The organism is Planctomicrobium stercoris (genome assembly GCF_051465655.1).
Classification (GTDB): Bacteria; Planctomycetota; Planctomycetia; order Planctomycetales; family Planctomycetaceae; genus Planctomicrobium.
This window is the reverse complement of the sequence record NZ_CP195791.1, coordinates 3,741,701-3,757,352: the sequence shown is the minus strand read 5'-3', so window position 1 is coordinate 3,757,352 and position 15,652 is coordinate 3,741,701. Positions and strand designations below refer to the sequence as shown.

Below are 15,652 nucleotides of genomic sequence, written 5' to 3'. Positions count from 1 at the left end.
AGACTGAAGTGTGGAGAATCAACGAAATGGTGATTCTGAACTCTCCAGCCCGCGGACTCAACCCTGAGCGGGCTGCACTATTCCAGTTTATCGATGAACCGCAGGAACTGCGTTTCCATCCAGCGTACATCTTTCCCAAACACGGACTGGAAGTCTGCCAGCCGTTCTTCCGGCGAATAGGTATTATCGAGAGGATCCCGTTCCGCAATCTTCTTCAGGTAGCGGACGTAGTCCGCACGGCGCGCTTCGGCGAGATAGAAAGTCAGGGCCCAGGCCTCGCTGTAGAAGTCGATCGGAGACTCGTTGTAAAGTTGATCGCCGTTCGAAATGAAGTCGGCAATTGTTCCCTTCCGGCGGGTCGCACGGTACTCCTGAAACGCTTTCATCCGCTCCGGATTCACGCGTCCGGCAGTGTCGCTGCGAACAGTGGAGTCGAGTGCTCCGGCCTCCAGCATGGTGGCGAGACCTTCCACAAGCCAACAGGGATTTTCACCAATCCGCTGATGCAGTCCGGAATTGAAGGCGAGCTGATGGATTGCTTCATGCACGGCGACATTTTGTGACGCATCATCGAGCTGCGCCGGCTTGGCTGTGCCTCCGTTTCGATTGGCCTCGGTGACGGATGCTGATTGATCATAAAGCATGACCCGGTTCGACTGCGGATGGTAAAAGCCCTTCAGGATGGGACTGGGTTTGAGTCCCTCCTGCAGACACACCCTGTCGAACTCCAGTTTGTTCGGATGAACGACGATGACCAGCGGAAACCCCGAACTAGCAAGCGGCCAACCCCGGCGGGTGAAATATCCGTTGAATGATTTCTCCACCCGTGTGAGCAGGTCCGCGTACATTCCCGCCTGACCGGGAGGGGCACAGATGACATAGTTTCCACGTGTGAGGACCTCGAACTTTCGTCCGAGCGTTTTTCTGAGCTCACCGGCAAGTGCCGCTGGAGTCGAGCTGCGAAACTCTCCCCCTGCCTTGCGAAACGAAGTGACCTTGGAGAGGTCGACCCGTTCGTAGCTGCCATCTTTCGACGCCAGCCAGCAGATCTGATCGTTGTGAGCAACGTTCAGCCCCTGATGCGTCTGGCCGGCGACGTTCAGTTCGACCGTCGGGGCTCCCAGCAATCCTGCCGGAATGACAATCGAAGCAGCCACACAGATCACAAGTGTCGCAACACGATGGACGAATGATTGAGACATACTTCCTCGACGGCGACCCGTTTCAGGTCGTGATCTGCACAGAGGGGATCGACAAAGCTTGGCAACTCTATCTCAAATCGCAGCGCAGTTCGGATGATTGCACAACGAACGAACATGATGGGTGAGCTGCCTGAGCCGGATTTTCCGGTTATAGTGAAAGCATGATCTCCCGAATTCTCAGCTCGATCGTCTCTAGACCCTTCGGTCATCAGGCTCGGCGCAGCCTGGAATACGTCTGCGCGGCGGGGCTGATCATCTTCGTGACTCAGAAACTCAGTGCGGAAACTCCGAACTTCAGCAAGCTGATTCACGATCTGGAATCGGACCAAAGAGAGGTGAGGGTCAATGCGGAATCGCAGCTTCGGAAGGCGGGTCCGAGCGCCCTTCCGATGCTCAGAAATGCCGTCGACGCTTCTTCGCGTGGAACCCGATTCACATTGCAGCGAATCCAGCACCAGCTGCAGCTGGATCTCGCCAACGACTTGCTCCAGGGGGGAAGGATCACACTGGAGGCAAACGACCTGACTTCGGCGATCAAGTCTTTTGAGAAGCAGAGCGGAACTCGCATTCAGGTTGCAGCCGACATTCTGCCGAAGAATGTGAACGCTCCGTATACGGTCAACGATCAGCTGTACTGGACCGCCCTTGACGGTCTCTGCCGACACTTCGGAGTCGGATGGAACTGGAGTGATGACCGGTCGATCGAAATCGTCAATGAGACGAACCTGACGGGCAATGCAGTTCAGGCGGTGCAATGCGTTCGCATCAGCGGAAGTGCTTCTCCACTTCGTCACGCGCAGAAGGGGGAGTCGGGAAGAACGCGAGTGAACTTGCGTCTGGATGTCGAACCGAACGTACAGCCACTGGATCTCCAGGTGCGGGATGCGGAACTGCAACTGCAGTCAGGAACGGAAGTCTGGAAACCCTTCAGCCCGGAAGCCAGACGGAATGTGAATTTTCTGGGTCAATCCGTTGAGTTCGCAGTCAACTACATTCAACCGGGGCCCGAGGCCGGTCCTCCTGACGGGCTGCGGGGATCGGTTCGTCTCCGCTGCCTGGCAGGCTCGGTGCAACTCTCGTTTCCGCTTGATGTGAAATCAGCCATTCCGCTGGTGGCCGGGGGGACCGAGATTCAACTGCTCTCGTGCTCCAAATCCTCCGAAGGCGTGGGCGCGACGTTCCTCGTCCGCTTTCCCCGCAACCTGCACTGGGAATCGCACCAACACGGGCATCTGCATCAGAAGGCGTGGCTGCAGTCTGCTGCCGGTGAGCGAGTTCCATTCGACTCGCTCAACATCCAAAACGAAGCGACGTCCGACCACACTGTGCGCTATCACTTTCCGCTGAAAGATCTGCAAAGCGGCGAGCCGTTCACGATTGTGTATGAGTCTCCGATCCTTGAGACGACCGTGACCATCCCCTTTCAGCTGGAATTCTGAAGTCGAGAGACAATGACGCCGTTTCGAATCTCAGTTGAACGAGAAATCGTCGGGCGGGTGAGATGACTTTTCGAAGGTCAATCCCTCGAGTGTCGACTTGATCGTCAATCTCACCCCTCGTTCCGCCGGGAGAGAGGTCACCGGCTTTCCGTCCTGAATGAGGTGAACGGTGGTGGGGGAACAGAGAATGTGCCGACGGGTGTACCGGGCGGGGATAGTGAATTCTTCATCGTTCAACCGATAGAGGACGTCAGCCTGAGTGGGGTTGCTGACCTGAAAATCGATCGCCTGGGACATCGGTCGGCCGACGAGCTGAACTGCAAAATAGGCCCCGGTCTCCGGGCTTTGAGAAATCGCCACTCCGGTTTCGGTAACTGAATTCTGCAGCATGTTCGCCCGGTGCGGCGGGGAGTTCTTCCAGCCTTGAAACAGGGCCTTCGCCAGAGGACCTGTTGCAAATCCATTCCCCTTGAACTGCATGGCGATGTTTTCGCCCACGTAGCAGATCTCGTATCCATGCGCAGCGACCCGCTCGCTGGGAGTGTGGTCATCTGCGTTGTGCCCGTACTTGCCGGTCTTGGCCATGTAGTCGGCGAAGTCCTGAGCCGTCTTCTGCAGGAGATCGTTTCGTTCCAGTGGACCGAGCTTCTCCGCTTTTCTAAAAGCATTTGTCTGCTCGATGATGGTGCTGACAGCTTCCGGGATCTTTGGTTGAAAGCGTGGCCGATACTCCCCTGTTTCCGCTTTCGTGATGACGATTGTGCCGTGCTCGGAAGCCTGCTGCAGATCTTTCTGCGTTTCGTCCTGACTGAAGGATTGCAACGAGCTGATTGCCAGCAGCCAGCAAACCGCCAGGCCTGTGATCAACTGAGCTTTGAAATGCTTCGGCATGCGCAGGTCCCTAAACAATCGCTTTGGCGAAACCCACCAGAATGAGACCGCAAATGAGTAGGATTGTCGACCAGATGACCCCTCGGTAGAAGATTGTGACCCCGCAGACCACAAAGCAGATGGAAGAGAGGACTGCCAGCAGATTGGAGACGAGGCGGCGATCGGAATACTGAAGATCGAAGATCATCGTCGTGCGGAAAACGACGTTGATGAGGACGACCGCTCCGATGGCAATCATCAGGCTGCCCAGAAGCCGACGCGTGAGCGGCTGCATCTCCTGCGTCTCGGGTTTCAGAAACGGGGGGACGTTGGCCAGATCACGTCCGGGGGCAGGAATTTGCGGTGCCGTCATGATGAGCCTCCCTTTGGGGAAACCATTCGGGAACAGCGCTCTCATCCGCCACCCCGCGCTGTCACCCGCCAGTTTTCACGGAATTCGAGTTGAGCGGTTTCAAAACAACGTCGTCAATTCACGTCTGCGTTCCCGCAAACGGTGAGCCAGAGTGATTCAGGCGACGCCGGCATAAAAATGCATCACTTGCGATTTCGATACCGCCGGCTGGCGTCGGTCAGGAAACGTCGTTCCTCGTCCGTCAGGCTCGCTTCTCCGGAAACGGAGATTTTCTCAAGCAGACGGTCCAGTCGAGATTCGATCGCTTCGGGGATCGATTCGTCTTCGTCGATCTCTTCGGAGTTCGGGACATGCACGCGAAGTTTGGGGCGTCGTTTCACACTCTTGTGGAGCGTTGAGGAATTCAGGTTCGAAAAGAGAGAGGTGATCCGCCAGCCGAATTTGACGTAGAGCAGACCGAACAGCATTCCCCCAACGTGAGCGGCGTGAGCGACCCGGTCGCCTGGCCCCGCGTTTCCGCGCAGTTGCTGGAGCATGGGCATCACATCGAAAATCGCACTGATGGCTGCCAGCATGATGACGGGGACCGGCAGGATTCCCCAGATGTACCAGCGTTCGCTCGGCCAGTTGAAGGCATAGACAATCATCACCGCGACTGCCGCACCTGAGGCACCGATGGCCACTCCGCCGGTCTGCGTCAACAGTCCCCAGGCGAGGAACCCAATTCCGGAAAGCACCCCAGCTACCAGATAGAATGCCAGAAATTCCTCCGACCCATACTTGTCTTCCACTCTGCGGCCAGCCAGATAGAGCAGCCACATGTTGAAGAGAAGGTGCAATGGCAGCCCGCTGCTGGTTTCATGCAGAAAATCGTAAGTTGTCAGCCGCCAGATTTGCCCATGCAGGACATCGTGGAGGTTCAATGCCAGCCAGGATTCGAGAAGCTGCGTTCTCCACGTGATGGTCTGGGCGATGAAAACGACGACGTTGATCACAATCAGGGTCGTGACCATGCTCCAGCTGTCGCTGCGACGCCGGCCGGGCGACCACTGTGATGTGGAATCGTTTGACATGTACCCGCGATCATCAATCCCCATCGCCGCCAGTTCTTTCCTGTTTCTTCTGCTCGATTTCAATCCATGACATCAGGCGGAGTGGCTGCGGGAGTCACGATACAATCAAGCGAATCTTCCGCGCCATCGGCCGATTCATCAAAGCATACTGAATTTTCCCCGGATGGCGATATCCCTGTCGGTGCCCGTCCGGGATTCGGTCATCCCGGATGAGGGATGTAGACGCAGCTCTGGCGTGGCTGAAGAAAATTCCGCTGTTTTTGCGGGCGAGTTCTCGATTTGAATGTCAGAGTCGCTCGCGATGGGGCCGGGACGGGACCCGAGCTGGAATCCAGCTGACCAGTTCTTCAAAGATGCTTCGCAGCTCGCCGTGCTGTCGGACCCCGGCCACCAGTGCATACGGCCGGATTCCTCGTCGAGAAAGCTCACGGGACAACTGAGGAGCAATTTCCTGTTGAAAAACGCGGCGCTGCCGGTGTTGAATCCATGAGGCGGTCCCCATGACCATTGGAATGGCGAGTCCCGGAACGATGTACCATCGATCCCAGGCGACTCCCAGAACGCCGTGCAATGCAACCGCCATCCAGAACAACACAAGGACAGTCACCCAGATGGGGAAAGTGCTGGCCGAATGAACGCGCTCGTTGGCCTGAACCAGGAACCCGTAGAGCTCCGCATCATCCACGCCGTCACGCAGGTCGTCGTTGGAGTACGGCTTGCAGACGAGTTCTCCCGCCTCGCGACTGATCAGAACTGCTTCCCCCTCTTCGGGGAGATAATCCGCGATGTATTCGAGCTCTTCGAATGGGCTGAACATTGCACACCTCCGTCCAACGGTCGTCCCTGCCTCACATGGGCCTTCGCACCGGCACATGTTCCCAGGTGCGAAGTCCGCTCAGTTCATTCGAGGTCGAAATCTGAATGATCTGCAGCTGAAAACGCACTCGCGTCGTCGCAATCCCTCAGGACATGAACCAGACTTTAACGTATCTGTTGAATTACATCCATAATTCTTTCGAAGTTGTTTTCCACTCCGATGGGAGAATTCTGGAAGTGGGCTGGCGCATCTTGCCGAGACTCCTTAGCGTGATAATCCACGGTCGCCGACGGGTCCTTCAACTGGTGCCCTGTCAGGATGCAGACAACACGATCACTCGGTGCAATGATCCCCTGCTCCCGGAGAAGCTTCGCTCCCGCGACGCTCGCGCCACTTGCGGGCTCACAACCAAACCCGTTCGCGCCGACCTGAGCCTTGGCGTCGAGGATCTCCGGGTCAGAAACTTCCCGGACGACTCCGTCGCAAAAGTCCAACGCTCGCAAACACTTCTGGAGATTGACCGGCCGGTTGATCTCAATCGCACTGGCCAGCGTCTTCGCCCGTCGGTTCTCCTGATCCATCTCCTGATAAAAGGAATCAATCAACCCTTCATCCGGATTCCCATTGTTCCAGCGAAGCCCATCCTTCTCATACAGCTGGTAAAGCGTGTTCGCCCCGGCAGCATTGATGACTGCCAGGCGCGGAACCCGATCGATCAGCCCCAGCTCCTTCAACTCCATGAATGCCTTGCCGAAAGCGCTCGAGTTCCCCAGGTTTCCACCCGGAACCACGATCCAGTCAGGAACCTCCCAGTTGAGCCCTTCCAGAACCCGATACATGATCGTTTTCTGACCTTCCAGACGGAAAGGATTCACGCTGTTACACAGGTAGATGCCAGCTGAGTCGCAAACAGCCCGCACCTGTTGCAGGGCGTCATCGAAGTCTCCCTGAATCTGCAGCGTGACGGCCCCGTAATCAAGAGCCTGAGACAGCTTGCCGTAGGCAATCTTGCCGCTGCCGACGAAGACAATCACTTTGAACAGGCCGGTGACGCCCGCATAAATGGCCAGGGACGCACTGGTATTTCCCGTCGACGCACAGGCGGCCAGCTTCGCTCCCACCATTCGGGCGTGGGTCGATGCGGCGGTCATGCCGTTGTCTTTGAAGCTGCCGGACGGGTTCATTCCTTCGTACTGCAGGAACAGTCCACCCGGTTTGACCCCCACATATTTTGCCACCTGCGGGCAATCCTGCAGAACAGTCTGTCCCTCGCCGATGGTGACAATCTGGTCAGGGGGAGCGAACGGTAATAACTCGCGAAAACGCCAGACTCCACTGTAATCCAGCGGATTTCGGCGGTTCATCCAGCGGGATTCGAATTCCCGCAGCGAAGAGGGGACCGGAACCCGGTTCCAGTCGTATTTGATATCGAGTAGGTCACCAGTCGTCGGGCAGGCGGTCAAAACCTGGTCGATGCCGTAGGTTTTCGAGCGATCGGGACGAATTCCGGACTGGAATGCGGTTTCGGTAGCCATGCTGCTGTTGGACCAGTTTCGTTGGAATATACGGTATTTCGCCCCACGGAGAACCGTGTTCCATTTGTCGAAAACCACGCTGCGCAGGCAGGCGATCGAACAAACGGCCCCGAAGATCGGTTGAGTCGGCGAAAAATGCGAAGATTGTCATTGTCGCTGCGGACGAAGTTCAATTCAATCGCACGCAGCCAGTTTTCCGACCGGACGAGGAGGATTGAGATTCCGACGCGTCGCGCGTCCGGGAAATCCGTACAAGCGGTTCGGATTGTAAAACAGCCGTCAACTCGTCAGGCGACAGATTTTCACCAGCCCCGAGCTTCGGTCACTCCGGTTGCTGAGAGGCGAATGCGAAGTCGACTTCGGCCCAAGTGCTCTGTGACGACCGGCAGCATGGGGGCGTTTCCGCCTGAGATCCGGTAGGAAAGCCAGCCGGGCTTCTCGAAAGAGATCGACCATCAGAATCGGTCGAGTGAAGCGGATTGTGTTGGGGATGTCTTGGGGCTGGCTCGAAGCGCGAGGTGATCGACATTAGGCGCCGGGGGACAGAATCGCGCAGTAGATGCTCGTACTTTGAGAGGTTCCGGCGTAGTACGTGACGGCGACCTGCCCGTCCTGCATCAGAGCCGCTTCGATGCGTCCAAATGTCCACAGGTTCATCTGCTGGAGATACTCGGGCGAATTCGTGAGATGCTCTTCCCGTGCGCCGGGATTGGGGTGCTCGTAGATCACGACGTGGCTATGGAACGTTTCCCCGAGATCGTCACTTAGGGCTGCGCGAATACTTCGGGTCTGAAAACGATCGAGATAGACAAAGAGAAGCCGGCCATCCTCCAGAAAGACCGGGTATCCGACCTGTCCTGCGATACGTGTATTCCGTGGCCGACTCCAGGTGCGGCCCCAGTCGAACGAGATGCTCAGGTGAATTGGAGCATCGACTTCCTGCTGTCGGTCATAGGTCCAGAATGCCGCCAGACAGGTTCCGTCTTGACGAACCGCGCTGTGGGCATCCCAGTACATCAGTTTTCCGGTGGGATCGTTGGCGATTTCCAGATTGTCTGGCCACGTCTCTCCGCCGTCCGATGAAATTTTCCAGGCAGCACAATGCCGCCACTCACCTTCGTCGCGATAGTTCTTGTTCACTTCGAACTGGCAGGCCAGTTGACCCCCGTTGATCTTCAGCACGGGGCCCGTGACCGGCATGGGGCTCTGGTAAGGGGCATCATCCATCAGTCGATGATTCGACCACGACCTGCCTCCATCCAGCGACTCGCAGAACAGCGTTTTGACCGGTAAGAGTCCTTCCGTGTCCGGGTGGAAGAACGGTAACCCGGGTTCGGAACGGTCGACCCACATGGCAGCCGCCAGCAGATGATCCGGGGCCAGAACCGTCAATGGTGCGTAGTGCGGCTCTGCCGGGTGGCTTTCAAATTCTCCCAGCCCCAGGACGGTGGCCGGCTCCCACGTCTTTCCTTTGTCGGAGGATCTGGACAGCAGGATCTGGCCATCGGCCGAGTCCTTTTGCGACCCGCAACGCCAGTTCGCGAGCAACTCACCGTTTGAAAGTGCGACGATTGAAGGGAAGCAGCAATTCGCCTGAGGAGTCCCTGCGACGCCTCGAAAGATTGTGCTTTTCTGAACCAGTTTCACTCGACACCTCAATCCAAGAAAGTTCTGAATAGATCTCTCTGCCTGCAGGGAGAATCAGCTTCGTCCTCCAATGGCGATCCAGCAGAGAAGTCAAAACCGACGCGTCATGCGGCGATCAATCCGTAACAGGGCGTCCGCAGCAGCGAGTGTGAGATTCGCGTTCTCTTCGTGGCGAATCTGCTTCAGCAGCGGGATGTCTTCAATCGTCCCCAGCTCGGCCAGGGTGCTGATCGCGTGGTACCGAAATTCCGGTTGGCCGCTTCGAGCAAGTTCACGGACCTGCTCTCGATAGACAGACTCATCTTCAGTCGACGTCGCCAATTTCCAGGAAGCCTCCAGGAGAAACGGACGGGCGAAGGAATCGGCCGGTTCCTCTTTTGTCGCTCGAAACAATTGGTCAAGATCTTCCTGCGACCATTGCGAATCGCTGAGCGACATGGCAAAGGCGGCGATGAGACGGACACCGGACTGGTCGGAATCGAGCAATGAGACGAGCCGCTTTCGGTCGGCAGCATCACCGGATCGCGCGAGGACCCAAATCGCATAAGCCGACAGATCCGGATCGTCTCCTGAAATGACTTCTTCAAACGCGGCGCGTTCCTTTGGTGTCGGAACGTAGCCGAGCTTTCCGAGACTCTCCGCAGCGTGGACCCGGTCGGGGCCGTTTCGATCCATGAAGGCATCACGGATGCGGCCCGTCATTGCCTTTCGTTCAACTTCATTTTGCGACGACTGAGCCAGGACCCGCCAGATTCCAATGCGAAGCTTTGGTTCGGTCGAATCAATCTGGTGGACGAACGCCTGCCGCACTACTGTCGAATCGCCCTGCCGGATCAAAGACTCTGCCACGTGGATGCGCTTCCAGCCTGTCTGCGACGTCAGACCTGCCCGAAGCTCCTGGATCAATGCTTCCCGCGTGGTCTCGTCCAGTCGAGCCACAGGTCCGCCTGCCAATCCCTGAGCTCCACTGCATCCCGAACTCATCAAGAGCATTGCCAGAAGGTAGGAACTTCTCCACGTCACGTTTGCGAAAACTTTGCAACCCGAACTCATCGAAAAAGCCTTTTCAAGGGAGGCGCGCCGCTACGCGTTCTGCGGAGTCTGTGCCAATGCCCGGTGGTAACGGTCCTGAAGTTGCGGATCCGTCCGGGTGTGACTTCCGCGGTAGACGAGGATCAAACAAAGCCGGGATTGGTCTGATCGATTCGGCTGACTGAAGTGAACCGTCTGGCTGTGATGAATCAGGGCATCCCCCGGTTCGACCGTCCCCAGGAACGACTCGAACCGCTCATTCACGGACGGGTCAGCCAGTCCGATGGAATTTCCTTTGACGCCTGAAGGTGTGTGCGGAAAGACTTCGTGGTGCGAGCCGAGCAGGTATTCGACCGCACCGTTCTCCGCTGTGGCAGGGTCGATCGCGATCCACACGGTCAGAACGTCCGGAGGGGACTGGCAGAAGTACGCGTTATCCTGATGCGGCGGCACAGCCGAACCGACCTGCGCGGGCTTGTTGAATGTCTCCACCCCCACCAGAACCGGTTCCCCGTTCACCAGCGGCGAGACGATGTTCAGAATCTTTTCCCGAGCAGCGAATTCCAGAAAGAACGGATCGTTCTTCTCCATCCGCCAGAGATTCCGCACCGTCATCCGGTCTGGTTCCAGGGTGAAGTCGGCAGCAGAGAGGTTCGGGACCACATCGATCTGATAACGACGGATCGCTTCCCGGACTTCACTCAATTCGTCGGGGGAGAGTAAGCTGCGATAATGGATCACGCCGTCCCGACGATAATCCTCGAGATCGTTTTGTGCTTTCATGAGGGCGTCCTGAAGTAGAGTTCGTTGACTTCGGTAGTTTCCTGCTGGGAGCGGATGAACTACTTCGCTTCGGCTGCCGGGACTCCGAGCATCTCGACGCCGTCTTTGGTCACTCGGAATCGTTTGGCGCGAATGTTGGAGCCGGGGCCTTCTTCGTAATAAACGATCAGGGTGGTGCCATCTTTCAGATTGACCATGGACGGGTAGCCGCCGGTCACGTTGTCGACGAGCACACTTTCGCCCCAGGTTTTGCACTCATCGCGGCTGACACGCAGGTTCGTCGTGTGCGGGGCCGAAGGATTTCCCACTTCACGGTAGGCCAGGACGATCTCTCCTGTGGAGGTCCGATGCAGGTAGGGCGAGTGGCCTGCGAACCCGATCGGCTTGGCGACGCTCCATGTCTCGCCCTGGTCCTTTGAGATGCTATAGCACATCGCTTCCCGCAAGGCGGCGTAAAGAGTCCCATCCTTCAGCTCGATCAGATCGGTTTCTGCATCCAGTCGAACTCCGCCGTTGTCCATTTCAATCACCTTGCTCCATGTCGTGCCGTTGTCGTCACTGATGGTGACGCCCCCGGTGTGTTTCTCTCCCCCGTCCGGTTGCGGCCCGTAGAGATAGAGCGGCATGATGAGTCTGCCATTTGAGAGCACACGCACGGGCGAGCTGACGAAGTCCACTTTGCTGATCAGGACAGGCTCCGACCAGGTCTCTCCAAGGTCGTCCGAGTAGACAATGTACGTGCCGGTCGTCCGGTCATTTTCGATGTAGGTGAAGAACGAACAAAGGATCCTGCCGTTGGGGAGTTGGACAATCGACGGATCCCGGTCATCTTCCGGACCGTCGTAGAGGGTCTTTGCCGGGGACCACGTCGCCCCTTCGTCGCTCGAGGTGCAGAAGCTCAGTCGGCCCCCCAATGGCAGCTCGCTGTTGGGAAAGGCGATGTGACTGTAGCCTGCATAAAAAGCGACCATCAATCGACCATCGTTCAATCGACAAACATCCGGGAACGCCTCATAGGCCCCTGCTCCTGCATCGCTGCAGACGATGACATAAGGACGCGGCTGAATCGTGAAATCGCCAGTTGCCTTCTGAATGTCACCGCTGATCGAGATGTCCTTCACTCGCACCAGACCCTCGCTTCCGTAAAAGCCGATGCGGCCGCGTTCCAGACTCTTAGCTTCAACTTCGAAAAGCGGCTTGCCGTTCAGTGAGACAGCAACCGTTTTGCCGCGTGTCTCGATTCTGGCGGCGTGCCATTTTCCTGCTGGCTTCTCAAGACCACCGACGCGATGGACTTCGATCCATTCGTGCTCGGGAGTCCAGCGAGAAAGGATCGCCTGGCCTCGATCGAAATGGACAAAGTGAAAATTACGGGAGTCAGTCGCTCCGAGGATGAACCCGCAGGCGAGGACACCTTGCGGCTGATCTTCCACCTGAAACTTTGCGGTGATTGTCCCATCGCCCATCGTGACCGGAGTGTAGAAGGCCGGGCTGATCTCATGTCGGCCATCGAGGATCAGCTCTCCGTCAGCAATGTTGACCAGGTCCGGTGAAGGCCAACGCCACTGTTGACCGGCTTTCGCCGAAGCGAGGTCAACCCTCAGCTCATCGGCACGTGCAAGACTCGCTGACACCAGCAGGAAGCCGCACGTCATGATCCACAGCTTGATTCGATTGCTCATCGCACAGTCCTTTTTCATCTCTGGTGAGTATTTTGACAATGTTGATCTGACGTCGCGTGTCGCAAGGAATGCCATGGGCGCGCAGTGTCCCCACAGTCGGCGTCGCTGCAGTGACAACAGATCGGAAACTCCAGCAACTGAGGCTGGAACGGTGACGAAAGACCCGTCAAATCCTTTGCGATGCTATTTCAGATGGAAGTCCTGCTGGGCTCCGGTACTGGCATCGACTTTGAGTTTTAATTCTGTTTTCGTGTTGTAGATCTCCGGGATCAGCTGCGCATTGGCTGGTCCGGGCGGTTTCGCCTGAAACCGGTTCTCTTCGACCGGTTCCGCTGCCCATCCTCGGATTTCAACGCGATAGTCTCCGTAGGCGACTCCCCCGTTTTCAGCGAGTTTGAACGCGCCGTCGCGGATCTTTCCGCTGCTCATTGGAATGTCCACTCCACCGGTCGGGTACAGGTTGATGTACCCAAACGGGAGAGGCTTCCCGTCGAAGGTGACATGTCCAGCCAGCTCCGTCCGATGGTGTTCATCAAACTTGCCGCAGCCAGCGAGTAGCAGCAGTGACAGAGACGCGGAATATACCGAAAGGATGCACACGAAATTTTTCATAATCCACCCGCCTGATGACAGCACTGACCTGTGTGATCGTTCCTGACCTGAGCGACGGCTCAGACAATTTGCCTGAACATTCTTTCCGAGAGAAGGGAGCCTGCAGTACCTGACGACTCCCCTGATGATAATGCGCACCTTAAGCCCGACGGTGATGACAGACCGCGATCCTCAGGCGGGTGTCACCCGCCGGCTGGACTCGGGTTCAAGAGCGACCCTCACGAATGTGTGTGTTCCGGCGGCGAAAGACATAGCGTTCGAGTGAAAACCCCCCTCAATCGCCACCGCACTCCCCCGAGGAAGGGGCTAAAATTCTCCGATGAGCTCTCCACCATTCATGGAGGCCAGGGATCGATAAGTGGTCATATTGATGTTGTCGGAGAGGAACCGGACCGCTCCATCTCCGAGCAGGAAGTGAGCCCCTCCTGTGTGTGGACTGCTGAAACCGTAACGCGAATCCCAGGAAACTCCCGCAGCTGTTGAGCTCGCCTTCGCTGTGTTCAGCGGGATTGCAGCTGTTGCGACGGTCGGTCCAGTGAGCATCCATGCGGCCCCGGGCTCGCTGGAGGCGGCCTGGACGAATCCTGGGACATAAACTGCCTCACCGATCACGGTGGTATTGCTGGTGCCGTCCGTAATATCCCTCAATCGACGGAGTTTATGACAGGAGACGACCGGGAAAAGGCCGTTATTGTCGGTGAACGAATCCCGCCCCTCGGTGACGACATTATTGATGTAGGCTCCCCAGTCCCAATCGCTCCCCATGACTCCCTTGTAGGAAGTCACGCCGACAGGCTGGTTGGTCACGTATGCTGTGTATTCAGTGTTCGTCAGTCCGACGGAATTACTGGGACAGGAGAAGACCGAGACTCCAGTGGCCAGCAGCCCGTTTGCGTCAACAGCAACTTCGCCCGGCTGCAATCGATTGAAAAGAGGGGTCTGATCCAGCTGTGGCAGGAGCCGGGAAAGGAATCCCCATGATTTCGAGGTCTGGGTGTAACCGTTGAGTGCCGCGTCCCCGGGGTACCCTGGGGTCGTCGTGACGTATCCCCCATACATATTGATCGGGAATGTCCCGAACACTTCGTGGTAATTGTGAATTGCGAGGCCCAGCTGCTTCAGGTTGTTCTTGCACTGACTTCGTCGTGCCGCTTCACGTGCCTGCTGGACCGCCGGCAACAGCAGCGCGATCAGGACAGCAATGATCGCAATGACGACCAGTAACTCAATGAGAGTGAAACCCTGCAATCTCTTCGAACGATGACTTGATGACGACATTCCAATCCCTTTCCCATGAATCGACAAGAGAGATGTGAGAACACGACACGGACTGAATCTGCAGAACCAGACAAACCTTGATTCGTGAGCGCGTGGGTTCGCAGCTCACCTTAGAAATGAGTTGAACCAATATAAAATGGCAGACAGAGTTCGATCGCGAGGCCACGACCGGACAGACGAATTATCGGACTCTTCTACTTCGCCCCCGCAGGAGGGACTCCAAACAGAAACTGCATTCGAATCATCGAGCGAGCCCGCTCGACATCCCGGCAACGAATCGCATTCAACAATTCGCGATGTTCCCAGATAATTCTCTCGCCAGGTTGAGGACCAACGTCCGTATCCACCGGCGCAATCTGGAAAAATTTTACAAGCACTTCCTGCATCCCAGCCACCAGCCGGGAGCCTGTCATCTGCAAGACCAGCAGATGAAATTCCATATCCAGTCGAACCGAATCCTCCGAGCAGGGATCGATCCGCAATGCCGCTTCCAGGCGGTCCATGATTTCTGACAACTGTTCGATCTGCTCTTCTGTCGCGGATCGGACCGCCAGGTCGATCGCGCCCACTTCAATGACGTACCGAAGTAATTCCAGCTCTTTCCAGTCCCGCTCAGCCCGGACCAGCGAGGGAAGACTGTTCGAAAACAGCAGGAGCGGATCCGGGTGCCGAACAATCAGCCCCTTGCGTTTCCGCCCTTCGAGAATTCCCAAGGCCTGCAACTGACCGACCGCCTCACGTGCGACCGCGCGTGAAACGCCGTACTCCGCGGCAAGGTCGGCCTCGGTCATGAAAAAAGTGCCGTCATCCAGATGTTCTGACTGAATCCGGATGCGGATGGTTTCCGCCAGCCTGCTCGCCTGCGTGCTTGTTCTGGAAGTGATCATTAAAGCCAGTTTAAAACAGTTTTAAAGCGATTGAAAGCGCAAAAGTCTTGATTTCAAAAAAATAAATGTGTTTTATTGCTCGGGATGAGGCAGGCGTGCATCTCAGCACGCTCGTCTGGACTGATCTGCATCTGCCTGCACTGAGAGCAGAAAGAGGTTCCGGGCGTGGTGCATCCGCGTCACCGGGACATCGAGCCCCGAAATGCAGGGTGAATCGCTGCTGACTGAATGGCCGGGGCGCTCACTTCTCCGATTTCGTGACCAGACTGTGCGAGGCTGTCACCCCATGTGCGTTTGTGTACGAGGGCAGTCGAACGGGATCCTGCAGGCGGTTTGTGGAGTACCGACTTCTCCCGGAGGTCTCGCAGGAGTCTCACTCCGCATTCGAACTGGATTTTCCCGTTCGCGGCTTCGGAGAGTTG

At 57.0% G+C, this 15,652-nt stretch carries 14 protein-coding genes; 1 reads left to right on the top strand and 13 read right to left on the bottom strand.

Going from position 1 to position 15,652, the window contains the following annotated elements; genetic code table 11:
* Nucleotides 1–77: 77 nt before the first annotated feature.
* The gene (locus tag SH661x_RS15260; protein ID WP_437223046.1) at nt 78–1,202 is read right to left on the bottom strand and encodes a DUF1570 domain-containing protein; all 1,125 of its coding nucleotides are present in this window, start codon (nt 1,200–1,202) and stop codon (nt 78–80) included.
* A gap of 161 nt (nt 1,203–1,363) precedes the next feature.
* Between SH661x_RS15260 and SH661x_RS15255 the strand changes: the two genes are divergently transcribed.
* Nucleotides 1,364–2,641, top strand: a complete 1,278-nt coding sequence (locus tag SH661x_RS15255; RefSeq protein WP_437223044.1) for a hypothetical protein — start codon at nt 1,364–1,366, stop codon at nt 2,639–2,641.
* A 30-nt stretch (nt 2,642–2,671) separates the two neighbouring features.
* On the opposite strand, the gene SH661x_RS15250 is transcribed toward SH661x_RS15255, so the two are convergent.
* From SH661x_RS15250 to SH661x_RS15195, 12 genes are all read right to left on the bottom strand, one after another.
* The gene (locus tag SH661x_RS15250; RefSeq protein WP_437223042.1) at nt 2,672–3,532 is read right to left on the bottom strand and encodes a CAP domain-containing protein; all 861 of its coding nucleotides are present in this window, start codon (nt 3,530–3,532) and stop codon (nt 2,672–2,674) included.
* Nucleotides 3,533–3,542: 10 nt separating this feature from the next.
* Nucleotides 3,543–3,884, bottom strand: coding sequence for a hypothetical protein (locus SH661x_RS15245; RefSeq protein WP_437223040.1), 342 nt, complete (start codon nt 3,882–3,884; stop codon nt 3,543–3,545).
* Nucleotides 3,885–4,066: 182 nt separating this feature from the next.
* A complete protein-coding gene (locus SH661x_RS15240) occupies nt 4,067–4,981 on the bottom strand; it encodes a rhomboid family intramembrane serine protease (protein ID WP_437223037.1) in 915 nt (304 codons plus the stop codon).
* 262 nt (nt 4,982–5,243) lie between these two features.
* Entirely contained in the window at nt 5,244–5,774 is a 531-nt protein-coding gene (locus SH661x_RS15235; RefSeq protein WP_437223035.1) for a hypothetical protein, read from the bottom strand.
* Nucleotides 5,775–5,938: 164 nt separating this feature from the next.
* Nucleotides 5,939–7,309 carry a threonine synthase gene (gene thrC / locus SH661x_RS15230; RefSeq protein ID WP_437223032.1) on the bottom strand — a complete coding sequence of 457 codons (1,371 nt, stop codon included), beginning with the start codon at nt 7,307–7,309 and terminating at the stop codon, nt 5,939–5,941.
* A 528-nt stretch (nt 7,310–7,837) separates the two neighbouring features.
* Nucleotides 7,838–8,956 (bottom strand): sialidase family protein, encoded by a 1,119-nt coding sequence (locus tag SH661x_RS15225; RefSeq protein WP_437223030.1) that lies wholly within the window; start codon nt 8,954–8,956, stop codon nt 7,838–7,840.
* 90 nt (nt 8,957–9,046) lie between these two features.
* Nucleotides 9,047–9,910 carry a HEAT repeat domain-containing protein gene (locus SH661x_RS15220; RefSeq protein WP_437223027.1) on the bottom strand — a complete coding sequence of 288 codons (864 nt, stop codon included), beginning with the start codon at nt 9,908–9,910 and terminating at the stop codon, nt 9,047–9,049.
* A gap of 129 nt (nt 9,911–10,039) precedes the next feature.
* Nucleotides 10,040–10,771: a phytanoyl-CoA dioxygenase family protein gene (locus tag SH661x_RS15215; protein WP_437223024.1), complete on the bottom strand. Its 732-nt coding sequence runs from the start codon at nt 10,769–10,771 to the stop codon at nt 10,040–10,042.
* A gap of 59 nt (nt 10,772–10,830) precedes the next feature.
* On the bottom strand, nt 10,831–12,453 hold the full coding sequence (locus SH661x_RS15210; protein WP_437223021.1) for an exo-alpha-sialidase: 1,623 nt from the start codon (nt 12,451–12,453) through the stop codon (nt 10,831–10,833).
* 183 nt (nt 12,454–12,636) lie between these two features.
* The gene (locus SH661x_RS15205; RefSeq protein WP_437223019.1) at nt 12,637–13,065 is read right to left on the bottom strand and encodes a hypothetical protein; all 429 of its coding nucleotides are present in this window, start codon (nt 13,063–13,065) and stop codon (nt 12,637–12,639) included.
* Between the two features lie 306 nt (nt 13,066–13,371).
* Nucleotides 13,372–14,343, bottom strand: coding sequence for a DUF1559 family PulG-like putative transporter (locus tag SH661x_RS15200; protein WP_437223016.1), 972 nt, complete (start codon nt 14,341–14,343; stop codon nt 13,372–13,374).
* 194 nt (nt 14,344–14,537) lie between these two features.
* Nucleotides 14,538–15,230, bottom strand: coding sequence for a FadR/GntR family transcriptional regulator (locus tag SH661x_RS15195; protein ID WP_437223013.1), 693 nt, complete (start codon nt 15,228–15,230; stop codon nt 14,538–14,540).
* Nucleotides 15,231–15,652: the final 422 nt, after the last annotated feature.

What these genes read in the sequence shown, in the direction of transcription:
- SH661x_RS15260 (WP_437223046.1), bottom strand. Translation starts at nt 1,202, where the DNA reads ATGTCTCAATCATTCGTCCATCGTGTTGCGACACTTGTGATCTGTGTG.
- SH661x_RS15255 (WP_437223044.1), top strand. Translation starts at nt 1,364, where the DNA reads ATGATCTCCCGAATTCTCAGCTCGATCGTCTCTAGACCCTTCGGTCAT.
- SH661x_RS15250 (WP_437223042.1), bottom strand. Translation starts at nt 3,532, where the DNA reads ATGCCGAAGCATTTCAAAGCTCAGTTGATCACAGGCCTGGCGGTTTGC.
- SH661x_RS15245 (WP_437223040.1), bottom strand. Translation starts at nt 3,884, where the DNA reads ATGACGGCACCGCAAATTCCTGCCCCCGGACGTGATCTGGCCAACGTC.
- SH661x_RS15240 (WP_437223037.1), bottom strand. Translation starts at nt 4,981, where the DNA reads ATGGGGATTGATGATCGCGGGTACATGTCAAACGATTCCACATCACAG.
- SH661x_RS15235 (WP_437223035.1), bottom strand. Translation starts at nt 5,774, where the DNA reads ATGTTCAGCCCATTCGAAGAGCTCGAATACATCGCGGATTATCTCCCC.
- thrC (WP_437223032.1), bottom strand. Translation starts at nt 7,309, where the DNA reads ATGGCTACCGAAACCGCATTCCAGTCCGGAATTCGTCCCGATCGCTCG.
- SH661x_RS15215 (WP_437223024.1), bottom strand. Translation starts at nt 10,771, where the DNA reads ATGAAAGCACAAAACGATCTCGAGGATTATCGTCGGGACGGCGTGATC.
- SH661x_RS15210 (WP_437223021.1), bottom strand. Translation starts at nt 12,453, where the DNA reads ATGAGCAATCGAATCAAGCTGTGGATCATGACGTGCGGCTTCCTGCTG.
- SH661x_RS15205 (WP_437223019.1), bottom strand. Translation starts at nt 13,065, where the DNA reads ATGAAAAATTTCGTGTGCATCCTTTCGGTATATTCCGCGTCTCTGTCA.
- SH661x_RS15200 (WP_437223016.1), bottom strand. Translation starts at nt 14,343, where the DNA reads ATGTCGTCATCAAGTCATCGTTCGAAGAGATTGCAGGGTTTCACTCTC.
- SH661x_RS15195 (WP_437223013.1), bottom strand. Translation starts at nt 15,230, where the DNA reads ATGATCACTTCCAGAACAAGCACGCAGGCGAGCAGGCTGGCGGAAACC.